Raw genomic sequence first — 13,296 nt, 5'->3', positions numbered from 1 at the left:
GGGCGTCGGCGACCTCGGCGCGCACCCGGTGCGTCGTGGCCGCCGGGCCGTCGGGGGCGCCGCGTGACCAGGCGGACGATCGGCAACCCGAGCGCGTTCACGGTGGAGATCGAGGACGTCACCCTCCCCGCGACGTTCACCCGCCTCCCGGACGCCCTGGCCGCGCTGTGGAGTTCGCTGCGCGCCCTGCCGCTGGGCGCGCAGCAGTACGACGCGTACCAGTACTTCCTCACCCGGCCCAACGCGGCGGAGCACGTCGCCGGGTACATCGAGCAGGACGGCGAACTCGCCCTCTCGTTCCGGATGGAGGATCGCGTGCACGCGGTGTGGGTCCGCCCGGTCGGGCCACCGCCGGAGGCGCGGGCCCCCACCGGGTAGCGGGACCCTCGCGCCGGTGGCCTCGCGGCGGGTGCGACACGGGGCATGATTTCCACATCCGGCCCCATGTCGCACGCACCACCTCATGGGCACACGAGAACGCCGCCGATCTGATCCGCGAACAGATCGGCCCCCGGATGCGCGAACTGGGCCTGCGGGCGGGCTCCGGCAATCTCGACCTGCCCGGGACACAGAACTTCCACGTCCCGGATCTCGCGGTGGTGCCGGCCGCGCTGGCGAAGACCGAGGGCGCCCTGCTGCCGGACCGGACCGTCCTGGTGGTCGAGGTGACCTCTCCCTCGAACAGCGACACCGACCGTACGGCGAAGCGCCGCAGGTACTCCCAGTACGGCGCCCAGCTCCACCTGCTCGTGGACCGGCAGGAGCGCACCTGCACGCTGTTCTCCCGGCCGGGAGAGCTCGGGTACACCCGGGTGGAGGGGCCGCACCCCTTCGGCGCTCCCGTACGCCTGCCCGAGCCCTTCGGCCTGGTCCTCGACACCGGCGGGTTCTGACGCCGGAGCCCGGCGGCCCTCCCGCCGGCGGGAGGGCCGCCTCGGGCAGGCGTACGGGACCCGTGTCAGCCCTTGGCGCCGTCCAGCTGCTCGATGGTGGCGATGGACGGCTCCCTGGTCCGCTGGAGTTCGCGGGCGACGTCCTCGGCGGCGCGCAGCACACGGACGGCGTTGTGCCAGGTGAGCTTGGCGAGGTCGGCCTGCGACCAGTTCCGGCGCAGGAGTTCGGCGATCAGGTTGGGGTAGCCGGAGACGTCGTCCAGGCCCTCCGGGAGGAAGGCGACCCCGTCGAAGTCGCCGCCGATGCCGAGGTGGTCGATGCCCGCGACCTCCCGCATGTGGTCGAGGTGGTCGGCGACGGTCGCGGTGGTGGCGATCGGGCGCGGGTGAAGGGCCGCGAAGGCGTGCTGGCACTCCGTCGCGGCGGGGGTGCTCTCGAACGGGTGGAAGCCGTGCGCCCGCATGTTCTCGTCGGCGGCGGCGCTCCACTCGGCGGCGGCGGGCAGCACGAACTGCGGGACGAAGGTGGCCATCGCGACGCCGCCGTTGCCGGGGAGCAGGGCCAGGACGTCGTCCGGGATGTTGCGGGGGTGGTCGCAGACGGCGCGGGCGGAGGAGTGCGAGAAGAGCACCGGCGCCTCGGTCACCCGCAGGGCGTCGCGCATGGTGTCGGCGGAGACGTGCGAGAGGTCGACCAGCATGCCGAGGCGGTTCATCTCGTGGACGACCTCCTCGCCGAAGCGGGTGAGGCCGCCTGCCTTCGGCGCGTCCGTCGCGGCGTCGGCCCAGGGCAGGCTGTCATTGTGGGTGAGCGTCATGTACCGCACGCCGAGCCGGTGCAGGGCCCGCAGGGTGGCGAGCGAGCAGTCGATGCTGTGCCCGCCCTCGGCGCCCATCAGGGAGGCGATCCGGCCCTCGGCGCGGGCCGTCTCCATGTCGTCCGCGGTGAGGGCGAGCCGCAGCCGGTCGGGGTGACGGTCGATCAGGGCCCGGACGAAGTCCATCTGCTCCAGGGTGGCGCTGACCGCGTGGTCCCCGGCCCAGTCGGAGCGGACGAAGACCGACCAGAACTGCGCGCCGACCCCGCCCGCTGCCAGGCGGGCGAGGTCGGTGTGCAGCCGGCCGCTCTGGTCGGCCGTCAGGTCGATGGCGTCGAGGTCGTAACCGACGTGGTGTCGCATCGCCCAGGGGAGGTCGTTGTGGCCGTCCACCACCGGGGCCTCGCGCAGCAGGGCTTTCGCACGATCGATCAGGTCGCTGGTCAACTCGGAGGTCATACGACCACTTGTATCCCGGCGACCCGTCCCGCGGAGCGGCACTTGCCGAACGTGTTACGCGCCGAAACGTACGGCCTCCGGCGCGCGGCGCGCCCCCGGGTGCCTACTTGCCGAACCCGAAGGAGCCGGAGCCGGCGACCTTGGCGCGCAGCTTCTTGCCCTTCTCGGTGGCCTGGCCGTTCAGCTCGGCCTGGAAGTCGGTCATCCGCTCGGTCAGCTCGGGGTCGAACGCGGCGAGCATCCGGACCGCGAGCAGCCCGGCGTTGCGGGCGCCGGCGATCGAGACGGTGGCGACCGGAACGCCCGCCGGCATCTGCACGATGGACATCAGGCTGTCCATGCCGTCCAGGTAGCGCAGCGGCACCGGGACGCCGATCACCGGCAGGGGGGTGACGGAGGCGAGCATGCCCGGCAGGTGGGCGGCGCCGCCGGCGCCCGCGATGATCGCCTTGAGGCCCCGGGTATGGGCGTTCTCGCCGTACGCGACCATCTCGCGCGGCATCCGGTGCGCGGAGACGACGTCGACCTCGTACGGGATCTCGAACTCGTCGAGCGCCTGCGCGGCGGCCTCCATCACGGGCCAGTCGGAGTCCGAGCCCATGACGATGCCGACGATGGGGGAAGTGCTCATTCGGTGATGGTCCCTCGCAGGTAGGCGGCCGCGTGGCGGGCGCGCTCGCGGACGTCGTCGAGGTCGTCCCCGAAGACGTTGACGTGGCCGACCTTGCGGCCGGGCTTCACGTCCTTGCCGTACATGTGGATCCGCAGGCCGGGATCGCGGGCCATGCAGTGCAGGAAGGCGTGGTACATGTCCGGGTAGTCGCCGCCGAGGACGTTGACCATCACGGTCCACCGGGCGCGCGGCCGCGGGTCCCCGAGCGGGAGGTCCAGCACCGCCCGCAGGTGGTTCTCGAACTGCGAGGTGACGGAGCCGTCCTGGGTCCAGTGGCCGGAGTTGTGCGGGCGCATGGCCAGCTCGTTGACCAGGATCCGGCCGTCGCGGGTCTGGAACAGCTCGACCGCGAGGTGGCCGGTGATGTCGAGGTCGCCGGCGATCCGCAGGGCGAGCGCCTGGGCCTCGGCGGCCAGCTCCGGGGCGAGGCCGGGCGCGGGCGCGGTGACCTCGGCGCAGACGCCGTTCTCCTGGACGCTCTCGACCACCGGGTACGCCACGGCCTGGCCGCTGGGCGAGCGCACCACGGCGGCGGCGAGCTCGCGCAGGAAGTCGACCTTCTCCTCGGCCAGTACGGGCACCCCGGCCAGGAACGGCGCGTGCGCCTGCTCCTCGTCGTCGACCACCCAGACGCCCTTGCCGTCGTAGCCGCCGCGCACCGTCTTCAGGACGACCGGGTAGCCGTCGCCCTCCCGGGCGAACGCGGTGACGTCGGCCGGGTCGGCGACCAGCCGGTGGCGCGGGCAGGGGACGCCGATCGAGTCCAGCTTCGCCCGCATGACGCCCTTGTCCTGGGCGTTGACCAGGGCGTCCGGTCCGGGCCGCACCGCGATGCCGTCGGCCTGCAGCGCCCGGAGGTGCTCGGTCGGGACGTGCTCGTGATCGAAGGTGATCACGTCGCAGTCGGCCGCGAAACGGCGCAGGGTGTCGAGGTCGCGGTAGTCGCCGAGGACGACGTCGGAGACCACCTGCGCGGCGGAGTCCTGCGGAGTGTCGGCGAGGAGCTTGAACCTGACGCCGAGCGGGATCCCCGCCTGGTGCATCATGCGAGCCAGCTGACCGCCGCCGACCACGCCCACCACTGGAAAATTCGCCTTGCCCGGAAAAGTCACCCTGCCAGGATATCCGGGCCGGTGGGGGGCGACGGACGGCCCGGCCCCGGGGCTCGGCGGCGGCCCTCACGGCGGCCCCGGGGCGGTCGGCGGGCACCTCGTTGCCGAGCCTTTAACCGGGAGCGAGTAGCCTGGATGGCCGGGTCCCGGAGCGCGCTGATCGGATCATGTGCGTGTGGCGGGCTCACGGGGAGCTGCGCGCCCGCGCAGGCACCTCTCGTCCGCAGGCACAGGAGACAGCCGGGTATGACGACGACCGCCCCATCCCGTCCCTCCCTCACCCAGCGGCTTCGCGGAGTCTCCGGCGAGGTGGTCAAGTTCGGCGTCGTCGGCCTCGTCGGCATCTTCGTCAACTTCGGCGTCTCCAACGCCGTTCTGCACCTGACCGGCTGGGCTCCCGTCCGGTGCTCGGTGATAGGGACCGCGGTGGCCATCGCCGCCAACTACCTCGGGTACCGCTACTGGGTCTACCGCGACAGCGACGCGGCCTCGCGACGGCGCGAGATCACGCTGTTCCTGATCTTCAGCGGCGTCGGCATGCTGATCGAGAACGGCACGGTCTGGTTCTCGACCTACACCCTCGGGCTCACCGGCTCGCTGGCCTACAACGTGTCCAAGGCGTTCGGCACCGGTCTCGGCACCCTGTTCCGCTTCTTCTCGTACCGGACCTGGGTGTTCAAGGCGATCCCCGAACTCGCCGAGCCTGCCGCCGAGACCGCTGCCGCCGAGGCCCCGGCGGCCGAGGCCCCGGCGGCCGAGGACGGCCCGGCCGTGATCGCCCAGGCCGAGCGGCTGCTGACCACCGAAGGCGTCCAGTTCGCCAAGTAGGCCCGGTCGACCCGGCACACGCCACGGGCCCGGTCGGCCCGGCCGCCATCGCGGCGCCCGGTGCCGACGCCGTACCGGGTGCCGGCACCGGGCGCCGGCACCGGCGGACGGGCGAGTACTCCTGGCCTCCGGAGAACGTGGCGTACCGGGCGGCCGACACCGCGACGGCCTGGGCCGACACGGTCCGCGCCCTCCCCGTCGGCGCCGCCGTCACCGGCGAGGTCATCGGCCGGCAGCCCTTCGGGGCCTTCCTCGCCGTCGACGGCCGTCCCGAGGCCCTCGGCCTGGCCGGGGTCAACCTGAAGCCCCGCTGCCTGGAACTGCCGCCGCTCGGTCGGCGCGTCACCGGCGAGGTCTTCGGGCACTCCGAGCACAACCGCCAGGTGGAGGTCGTTCTCAGTGCCTGGGCCTCGCACGAGGACCTGCTGCCGTCGTTCGCCGAGCGCGTCGGCCGGGTGGTCACCGGACGGATCACGAAGATCGTGCCGGTCGGCCTCCTCGTCGGCCTCGCCGACTGCGTCGCGGGGCTCGTCCCGCTCTCCGAGCTTCCCGGACCGGCCGCGGCAAGGACCCTCCGCGAGGGCGGCGACATCGCCGTACGCGTGCTTGCCGTCGACCTCGTACGGCGCCGCGTCCTCCTGTCGGCCGCACGCGTCCCCCGGTCGGCCTCCTCGTCGACCGGGACACCCGCCCAGGGATGGTCCCCGGCGCCCGGCGGGAGGAGTCGGACGGCCCCCTAGTCCTCCCGGTGGCTGCGCCCCAGGAAGAGCGCGAACACCGGCGGCCGCAGTGAGAGCAGTTCGAGCCGGCCCCCGTCGGCCTCCGCGAGGTCGCGGGCGACGGCGAGCCCGATGCCGGTCGAGTTGCGGCCGCTGACCGCGCGTTCGAAGACCCGGTTGCCGAGCTCCAACGGGACGCCCGCGCCCTCGTCCTGCACCTCGACCACGATCGAGGTGCCGGAGGGCCGGACCCGCAGGGTGATCAGGCCGGCGCCGTGCATCAGCGAGTTCTCGATCAGCGTGGCGAGCACCTGGGCGACGGTGCCGGGGGTGCCGACCGCCGCCACCTCGCGCAGGCCCTCGACCTGGAGCACCCGGCGGGTGCCGCGCAGCGAAGGTCCCCACTCCTCGACCTGCTGCTTGATCACATCGTCCAGGTCGAAGGCGACGGCGGTGGGGCTGCGAGGGTCGCGCTGGTTGGTCAGCAGCCGCTGCACGACGTCGGTGAGCCGCTCGACCTGCTGGAGGGCGATGGCCGCCTCCTCCTTGACGGTCTCCGGGTCCTCGGCGACGGCGGTGATCTCCTCCAGTCGCATGGAGAGCGCGGTGAGCGGGGTGCGCAGCTGGTGGGAGGCGTCGGCGGCGAGCCTGCGCTCGGCGGTGAGCATCCGCGCGATCCGTTCGGCGCTGAGGTCGAGGACCTCGGCGACCCGGTCCAGTTCCGGGACGCCGTAGCGGCGGTCGCGGGGGCGGGGGTCTCCGGAGCCGAGCCGCTCGGCGGTCTCGGCGAGGTCGGTGAGGGGACGGGCCAGGCGCCTGGCCTGCCAGACGGCGAGGGCGACCGCCGCCTGGACGGCGAGCAGGGCCACGACGCCGAGCAGCAGCAGCATGTTGGCGATCTCGTGGTCGACGTCCGTGCGCGACTGCTCGACGATCACCGTCTCCCCGCTGGCGCCCTTCTCGACGGCCTTGAGGATGTGGTCGCCGGCCGGCCGGCTGCCGGTGGAGACGACCGCCTGGCCGGGGATGTCGACCTCGACGTAGCTGCTGTCGGTGACCTGGTTGGCGAACTTGTCGCCGGTGACCGGCTCCCCGGCCGCGAGCCGGTCCTCGACCAGGGCCAGCACCCGTACCGCCGTGGCCTCCACCCGGTCCTGGGCGGAGTTGACGATGGTGCGCTTCTCGACCAGCGCGAGCGGTACGCAGAACACCACCACGACGACCAGGACCACGCCCAGCAGCGAGTTGATCATGCGGCGTTTCACGCTGTTGCTCCTGGGATGGTCCTGGCCCGCCGACGGGTGTCCGGCGGCGGTGCGGTCGCCGTCCGGGCCGGGCCGCGGCGGCTCGGGGCCTGCTGGTTCCTCTTGTACACGCCGCCCGGAGCAGGGCCGGTGTCGCCGGCCCCTCCCGAACCGGTACCGCCAGTTCTTCCCGAAGCGGTACCGCTAGTTCTTCTCGAAGCGGAAGCCGACGCCGCGCACGGTGGCGATGTAGCGGGGGTTGGCCGCGTCGTCGCCCAGCTTCTTGCGGAGCCAGGAGATGTGCATGTCGAGGGTCTTGGTCGAGGTCCACCAGGTGGTGTCCCAGACCTGGCGCATGATCTCCTCGCGGGTGACCACCCGGCCGGCGTCCCGGACCAGGACCCGCAGGAGCTCGAACTCCTTGGCGGAGAGGGTGAGCTCCTCCTCGCCGAGCCACGCGCGGTGCGACTCGATGTCGATCTTCACGCCGTGCGCCCCGGTGGTCAGCTGGTCGACGTTGCCACGTCGCAGCAGGGCCCGGACCCGGGCGAGCAGCTCGGCCAGCCGGAAGGGCTTGGTGACGTAGTCGTCGGCGCCGGCGTCCAGGCCGACCACGGTGTCCACCTCGTCGGCGCGCGCGGTGAGCACCAGGACGGGGCAGCTCTTGCCGTCGGCGCGCAGCCGGCGGCAGACCTCCAGGCCGTCCATCTCCGGCAGTCCGAGGTCGAGGACGACGAGGTCGACCTCCTCGGTGAGCCCGGCGGCGAGCGCGGTCGGGCCGTCCTCGCGGACGAGCACCTCGTAGCCCTCGCGGCGCAGGGCCCGGGCGAGCGGTTCGGAGATCGCCGGATCGTCCTCGGCGAGAAGCACACAGGTCATGGGGCGATCGTAGTCCGCCGGGATGCCGCCGTTGACCCTGTGAGGTAGTTCACAGAGAGTGATCACTTCCCGGGGTGGCGGGCGATTCGAGCGGCCCTAACCGATCCATCGCTTCATCGAAGATTTTGCACTTTGATCTTTACTTCAAAGGATTTCATCCGGCCTTACCATGGATAGGCTAGGCGCGCGCTTCGGCGACTTTACCTGACCCATACCATTTTGACGTCTTTTGTCAGCTGATGTGGCTAAAACCGGCCACGTACTGTGGTTTGGTCCCCGCTCGGCCACCCACCCTCGCCGGACGGGCCCCACGCAGCAAGGAACCCTTACTCATGGCGTCATCGACTCTGGAAGCCGGCGTACAGCAGCCGACCTCCCCCGGCGGCAAGACCTTCCTCGGGCACCCCCGCGGTCTTGCCACGCTCTTCATGACCGAGATGTGGGAACGCTTCAGCTTCTACGGGATGCGTGCCCTGCTGGTGCTCTACCTGGTCGCCGGCACCTCCGAGGGCGGGCTCGGGTACACCGCCGCCGTCGGCGCCGCGATCTACAGCGTCTACAACGCGATGCTGTACCTGCTCGCCCTGCCGGGCGGCTGGCTCGCCGACCGCTTCTGGGGTGCCCGCAGGACGGTCGCCGTCGGCGGGTCCGTGATCATGGTCGGCCACTTCCTGCTGGCCGTCCCGTCCTCGGCGGCGTTCTTCGCCGGCCTGGCCTTCATCGCGGTCGGCTCCGGTCTGCTGAAGGCCAACATCTCGACGATGGTCGGCCACCTGTACGACGGGCCGAACGACCCGCGCCGGGACGGCGGCTTCACCATCTTCTACATGGGCATCAACCTCGGTGCCTTCGTCGCCCCGCTGGTCATCGGCACGGTCGGCCAGAACGTCAGCTGGCACCTGGGCTTCGCCCTGGCCGGGGTCGGCATGGCGCTCGGCCTGGTGCAGTACCTGATGGGCACCCGCCACCTGAGCGCCCGCAGCGACGTGGTGGCCTCGCCGATCACCCCCGCCGAGAAGTCCGCCGTGCTCCGCAAGGCCGCGCTCTGGTCGGGCCTGGCCGTGGTCTTCTTCGGCGTCGTCGCACTGACCGGCCACATGACGGTGAACTGGGTGATCTGGCCGCTGTCGATCGCGGGCATCGCCGTCCCGGTGATCTACTTCGCCCGGATCAGGCGGGACAAGGACCTCGACGAGACCGACCGGGCCAAGATGCGCGGCTACGTCTGGTTCTTCGTGGCCGCCGCCGTGTTCTGGATGATCTACGACCAGTCCGGCTCCACGCTCAACATCTTCGCCACCGACTCGACCGCCTCCACGCTGTTCGGCTTCGACTTCCCGTCCAGCTGGTTCCAGTCGCTGAACCCGCTCTACATCATGGCGCTGGCCCCGGTCTTCGCCTGGCTCTGGGTCTGGCTCGCACGCCGCGGGAAGAACCCCAGCACCACGATGAAGTTCGCGATCGGCCTGCTGATGATCGGCGCGTCGTTCCTGGTCATGATGCTGGCGATGGCCGCGGCGACCGGCGGCGTCAAGGTCTCCCCGCTCTGGCTGGCGCTGGTCTACCTGGTGCAGACCGTCGGCGAGCTGACGCTCTCCCCGGTCGGGCTCTCGGTGACCACCAAGCTGGCCCCGGCCAAGTACGGCAGCCAGATGATGGGCCTGTGGTTCCTCGCGGTCACCGCGGGCGACTGCGTGGCCGCCGTCATGCAGTTGCTGGTCGGCGACGCGACCGGCTCCACCTGGTACTTCGCCGTGCAGGGTGTGCTCGCGATCGTCGCGGGTGTCGCGCTGACGATGTACCGCAGGAACGTCGTACGGCTGATGGGCGACGTGCACTGACGCCGCCCGCGCGCTGAAACCCCGGGGGGCCGGTACGGATCACTCCGTACCGGCCCCCCGCGCGTGCCTCAGAGCTCCCGCACCCCGGCCCGCCAGACCGCGGCGGTGAGCGGCACTCCCGGCCGGTAGGCCAGGTGGACGTGCGACGGCGCGTCCAGCAGCAGCAGGTCGGCCCGGGCGCCGGGGGCGACCAGGCCGACGTCGGAGCGGCGCAGCGCGTGGGCGCCGCCCGTGGTGGCGGCGTGCACGGCCTCGTCGGGGGTCATGCCCATCTCGCGGACGGCGACCGCGATGCAGAAGGCCATCGAGCTGGTGAAGCTGGAGCCGGGGTTGCAGTCGGTGGACAGCGCGACGGTGGCGCCCGCGTCGATCAGACGGCGCGCGTCCGGGTAGGGGGCGCGGGTGGAGAACTCCGCGCCGGGCAGCAGCGTGGCCACCGTGGCCGAACCCGCCAGCGCCGCGACGTCCGCGTCGGTGAGGTGGGTGCAGTGGTCGGCCGAGGCGGCGCCCAGCTCGACGGCGAGCTGCACCCCGGGGCCGTAGGAGAGCTGGTTGGCGTGCACCCGGGGGGTGAGGCCGCGCTCGATACCCGCCGTCAGGACGGCCCTGGCCTGGTCGCCGTCGAAGGCGCCCCGCTCGCAGAAGACGTCCACCCAGCGGGCGTACGGGGCGCAGGCGTCCAGCATCTCGCCGGTCACCAGGTCCACGTAGCCCGCCGGGTCGTCGGCGTACTCGGGGGCGACCACATGGGCGCCCAGATAGGTGGTCTCGGCGGTGTGGGCGGCGGCGATCCGCAGGGCGCGGGCCTCGTCCTCGACGGTGAGGCCGTAGCCGGACTTGCACTCGACGGTGGTGGTGCCCTGGAGCAGCGCCTCGCGGACGAAGCGGGCCAGGTTGGCGTCCAGTTCGGCGTCGGTGGCGGCGCGGGTCGCGGCGACGGTGGTGCGGATGCCGCCGGCCGAGTACGCCTGCCCGGACATCCGGGCGTCGAACTCGGCGGTGCGGTCGCCCGCGAAGACCAGGTGGGCGTGCGAGTCGACGAAGCCGGGCAGCAGGGCCCGGCCCCCCGCCCCGAACCGCTCGTCGGCCGCCGGGGCGTCGGCGGCCCGGCCGACCCAGGCGACGACGCCGGCGTCGATGACCACCGCCGCGTCGGTGAGCAGGCCGAGCGGGCCCAGGCCGTGGGCCGTGTCGTTGGTGACCAGGCTGCCGATGTCGGTGATCAGGGTGCTCAACGGGAGCCCTTTCGAGGTGGTGGCCCGGGCGCGCGTGGGTGCGCCCGGGCGCGCGGACCGGTCGGTCTCAGGAGCTGAGCGCCGCGATCGAGTCGCGCAGCGCCGCCGGGACGTCGGGCACCAGCAGGTGCACGCCGTCGCGGACGATCTGCCGGCCGCCGACCACCACGTGGCGCACGTCGGCCGCGGAGGCGGCGAAGACGGCCGTCTCGGCGCCGAGGCGGGCCGGCGGGCCGGCCGTGCGCACCGAGTCGAGGGCGACGACGGTGAAGTCGGCGAGCGCGCCGGCCTCGATCCGCCCCGCCTCCGGCCACCCCAGCGAGGCGTGGCCGTCCTCGGAACCCGCCCGGAGCAGCGCGGCGGCCGTCCAGTGGCCCCGCGTCCGGGTGCGCAGCCGCTCGTTCAGTTCGAGCGCCCGGGCCTCCTCGAACGGGTCGATCACCGCGTGGCTGTCGCTGCCGAGCGAGACCGGGCAGCCGGCCGACGCCAGTCGGCGGGCGGGCCCGATGCCGTCGGCGAGATCCCGTTCGGTGGTCGGGCACATGCAGATGGTGGTGGAGGAGCCGGCCAGGAGCTCGACGTCCTCCTCGGTGAGGTGGGTGGCGTGCACGGCGGAGGTGCGCGGGCCGAGCACACCGTGGTCGGCGAGCAGCCGGGTGGGGGTGACGCCGTGGGCGGCGAGGCAGGCCTCGTTCTCGGCGGTCTGCTCGGAGAGGTGGACGTGCAGCGGGGCGCCGTGCGCCGCCGACCACTGCGCGACCGTGCCGAGCTGGTCGGCCGGGACGGCGCGCACCGAGTGGACGGCGGCGCCCGTCCGGGCGTGCGGGCGCGGCTTGAGCTCCGCCGCACGGGCCGCCCAGGCGTCCGCGTCGCCGTCGCTGAAGCGCAGCTGGGGCCTGGTCGGCTCGGTGCCGAAGCCCGCCGAGAGGTAGCAGGTGTCGAGCAGGGTGATCCGGATGCCCGCCAGGGCGGCGGCCTCGATGAGCGCCTCGCCCATCGCGTTGGGATCGGTGTAGCGGGCGCCGCCGGGTGCGTGGTGGAGGTAGTGGAACTCCCCGACCGCGGTGATCCCGGCGAGCGCCATCTCGGCGTAGACGGCGGTGGCCAGCGCCAGGTAGCTGTCCGGGTCGAGTGCCCCGGCGACCCGGTACATGGTGTCGCGCCAGGTCCAGAAGGTGCCGGAGCCGACCTGGACGGTGCCGCGCAGCGCGCGGTGGAAGGCGTGCGAGTGCGCGTTCGCCTGGCCGGGGAGCAGCAGCCCCTCCAGCCGGACGGCACCCGCCGGGCAGGGGCCGCTGTCCGGGGTGACCTTCGCGATCCGGCCGTCGTCGACGGTGCTGATCAGCACGTCGCTCTCGACCACCGGGCCGTTGACGTGCGGGAGCCAGGCGTACCGCGCCCAGTAGGTTACCGACACGCCAGGTCCTCCAGTACGTCTGCGAGCGCGGCGACCCCGGTGAGGCAGTCGGCCTCCTGCGCGTACTCGGCCGGGGAGTGCGAGACGCCGCTGGGGTTGCGTACGAACAGCATGGCGGTCGGGACGGCCGAAGCGAGGATTCCGGCGTCGTGTCCCGCACCGGTCGGCAGCACCGGCACCCCGCCGAGCGTCGTGGCGAGACGGTCGCGCAGGGGGACGTCGAAGTCGACGACCGGGGTGAACGACTCCCGGGTCAGCTCGACCCGGACGCCGTCGCGCCCGCCGTACTCGGCGGCCGCCGCCCCGATCTGCGCCACCACCCGCTCCAGGGTGGCCTCGTCGGCCGCCCGGGAGTCCAGCCAGCCCCGGACGAGCGAGGCGATGGCGTTGGTGCCGTTCGGCTCGACCGCCACCTTGCCGAAGGTCGCCAGCGCGTCCGCGCCGGCCCGGCCGCGGGCGGCCAGCACGGTGCTCGCGAAGGTCAGCATCGGATCGCGGCGGTCCTCGATCCGGGTGGTGCCGGCGTGGTTGGCCTCGCCGTGGAAGTCGAAGCGCCAGCGGCCGTGCGGCCAGATCGCGCCGGCCACGCCGACCGGCTGCTCCTCGGTCAGGTACCGGCCCTGCTCGACGTGCAGCTCGACGAAGGCGGCGATCCGGCCGAGCCGCTCGTCGTCCCCGCCGATGGCGGCCGGGTCGTGGCCGGCCCGCTCCATCGCGTCGGGCAGCCGGACGCCGTCGGCGTCGCGCAGCTCGTACGCCTGCTCCCGGGAGAGCACGCCCGCGGTGAGCCGGGAGCCCACACAGGCGACGCCGAAGCGGGCGCCCTCCTCGTCGCCGAAGTTGACGATGGCCAGCGGCCTGTCGAACTCGGCTCCGCGGGCGCGCAGTTCGTCGAGCGCGGCGAAGGAGGACACCACCCCGAGCGGGCCGTCGAAGGCGCCGCCGTCCGGGACGGAGTCCAGGTGGGAGCCGGTGACGATCGCGCCGCCGGCGCGAGGATCCCCGAGCCAGGCCCACTGGTTGCCGTTGCGGTCCGCCTCGTACGCCAGGCCCCGGCTCTCGGCCTGCTCGCGGAACCAGGCCCGGCACTCGGCGTCGGCGGAGTTCCAGGCGTGCCTGCGGTACCCGCCGGAGGCGGCGGAGCGGCCCACCGGGAGCAGCTCCGCCCACATCCGGCG

Annotated in this window: 12 protein-coding genes and 1 pseudogene; 5 read left to right on the top strand and 8 right to left on the bottom strand. The window is 73.0% G+C overall.

Annotated features, from left to right (window positions below; translation table 11 throughout):
- The first annotated feature begins 63 nt into the window (after positions 1-63).
- Entirely contained in the window at positions 64-378 is a 315-nt protein-coding gene (locus OG823_RS21365; RefSeq protein WP_371484758.1) for a hypothetical protein, read from the top strand.
- Between the two features lie 83 nt (positions 379-461).
- A pseudogene (locus OG823_RS21360) lies at positions 462-893 on the top strand (Uma2 family endonuclease); the annotation flags it as partial.
- Positions 894-958: 65 nt separating this feature from the next.
- Here the strand turns inward: OG823_RS21360 and OG823_RS21355 are convergent.
- From OG823_RS21355 to OG823_RS21345, 3 genes are all read right to left on the bottom strand, one after another.
- A complete protein-coding gene (locus OG823_RS21355; RefSeq protein WP_371481176.1) occupies positions 959-2,170 on the bottom strand; it encodes a dipeptidase in 1,212 nt (403 codons plus the stop codon).
- Between the two features lie 103 nt (positions 2,171-2,273).
- Positions 2,274-2,801, bottom strand: a complete 528-nt coding sequence (gene purE / locus OG823_RS21350; RefSeq protein ID WP_371481175.1) for a 5-(carboxyamino)imidazole ribonucleotide mutase — start codon at positions 2,799-2,801, stop codon at positions 2,274-2,276.
- A complete protein-coding gene (locus OG823_RS21345) occupies positions 2,798-3,889 on the bottom strand; it encodes a 5-(carboxyamino)imidazole ribonucleotide synthase (RefSeq protein WP_371481174.1) in 1,092 nt (363 codons plus the stop codon). The genes purE and OG823_RS21345 overlap by 4 nt, the downstream gene beginning before the upstream one ends.
- 312 nt (positions 3,890-4,201) lie before the next feature.
- Here OG823_RS21345 and OG823_RS21340 point away from each other — a divergent pair, with 312 nt between their 5' ends.
- Together OG823_RS21340 and OG823_RS21335 are read left to right on the top strand one after the other, a co-directional pair.
- Positions 4,202-4,783, top strand: a complete 582-nt coding sequence (locus OG823_RS21340; RefSeq protein WP_371481173.1) for a GtrA family protein — start codon at positions 4,202-4,204, stop codon at positions 4,781-4,783.
- A 137-nt stretch (positions 4,784-4,920) separates the two neighbouring features.
- The gene (locus OG823_RS21335) at positions 4,921-5,523 is read left to right on the top strand and encodes a S1 RNA-binding domain-containing protein (protein ID WP_371481172.1); all 603 of its coding nucleotides are present in this window, start codon (positions 4,921-4,923) and stop codon (positions 5,521-5,523) included.
- Here the strand turns inward: OG823_RS21335 and OG823_RS21330 are convergent.
- Both OG823_RS21330 and OG823_RS21325 read right to left on the bottom strand, forming a co-directional pair.
- Positions 5,520-6,767 (bottom strand): ATP-binding protein, encoded by a 1,248-nt coding sequence (locus OG823_RS21330; protein ID WP_371481171.1) that lies wholly within the window; start codon positions 6,765-6,767, stop codon positions 5,520-5,522. The genes OG823_RS21335 and OG823_RS21330 overlap by 4 nt on opposite strands.
- A gap of 183 nt (positions 6,768-6,950) precedes the next feature.
- On the bottom strand, positions 6,951-7,625 hold the full coding sequence (locus OG823_RS21325; RefSeq protein WP_030290974.1) for a response regulator transcription factor: 675 nt from the start codon (positions 7,623-7,625) through the stop codon (positions 6,951-6,953).
- Between the two features lie 332 nt (positions 7,626-7,957).
- Between OG823_RS21325 and OG823_RS21320 the strand changes: the two genes are divergently transcribed.
- Positions 7,958-9,466, top strand: coding sequence for a peptide MFS transporter (locus tag OG823_RS21320; protein WP_371481170.1), 1,509 nt, complete (start codon positions 7,958-7,960; stop codon positions 9,464-9,466).
- A 68-nt stretch (positions 9,467-9,534) separates the two neighbouring features.
- Here the strand turns inward: OG823_RS21320 and hutI are convergent, their stop codons facing one another.
- The 3 genes from hutI to OG823_RS21305 form a co-directional block, all read right to left on the bottom strand.
- Entirely contained in the window at positions 9,535-10,701 is a 1,167-nt protein-coding gene (gene hutI, locus OG823_RS21315) for an imidazolonepropionase (RefSeq protein WP_371481169.1), read from the bottom strand.
- 67 nt (positions 10,702-10,768) lie between these two features.
- A complete protein-coding gene (locus OG823_RS21310) occupies positions 10,769-12,118 on the bottom strand; it encodes a formimidoylglutamate deiminase (protein ID WP_371481168.1) in 1,350 nt (449 codons plus the stop codon).
- Positions 12,109-13,290, bottom strand: a complete 1,182-nt coding sequence (locus tag OG823_RS21305) for an allantoate amidohydrolase (protein ID WP_371484587.1) — start codon at positions 13,288-13,290, stop codon at positions 12,109-12,111. The genes OG823_RS21310 and OG823_RS21305 overlap by 10 nt, the downstream gene beginning before the upstream one ends.
- Positions 13,291-13,296: the final 6 nt, after the last annotated feature.

This window comes from Kitasatospora sp. NBC_00315, assembly GCF_041435095.1.
Lineage (GTDB): Bacteria > Actinomycetota > Actinomycetes > Streptomycetales > Streptomycetaceae > Kitasatospora.
Note: the sequence above shows the minus strand (reverse complement) of the source record. Positions and strands in the feature narration are given on the sequence as shown.

Excerpts from the sequence above, each read along its gene's own strand:
- OG823_RS21320 (WP_371481170.1), top strand. The coding sequence starts at position 7,958 with ATGGCGTCATCGACTCTGGAAGCCGGCGTACAGCAGCCGACCTCCCCC.
- OG823_RS21355 (WP_371481176.1), bottom strand. The coding sequence starts at position 2,170 with ATGACCTCCGAGTTGACCAGCGACCTGATCGATCGTGCGAAAGCCCTG.
- OG823_RS21305 (WP_371484587.1), bottom strand. The coding sequence starts at position 13,290 with ATGTGGGCGGAGCTGCTCCCGGTGGGCCGCTCCGCCGCCTCCGGCGGG.
- purE (WP_371481175.1), bottom strand. The coding sequence starts at position 2,801 with ATGAGCACTTCCCCCATCGTCGGCATCGTCATGGGCTCGGACTCCGAC.
- OG823_RS21345 (WP_371481174.1), bottom strand. The coding sequence starts at position 3,889 with ATGATGCACCAGGCGGGGATCCCGCTCGGCGTCAGGTTCAAGCTCCTC.
- OG823_RS21340 (WP_371481173.1), top strand. The coding sequence starts at position 4,202 with ATGACGACGACCGCCCCATCCCGTCCCTCCCTCACCCAGCGGCTTCGC.
- OG823_RS21325 (WP_030290974.1), bottom strand. The coding sequence starts at position 7,625 with ATGACCTGTGTGCTTCTCGCCGAGGACGATCCGGCGATCTCCGAACCG.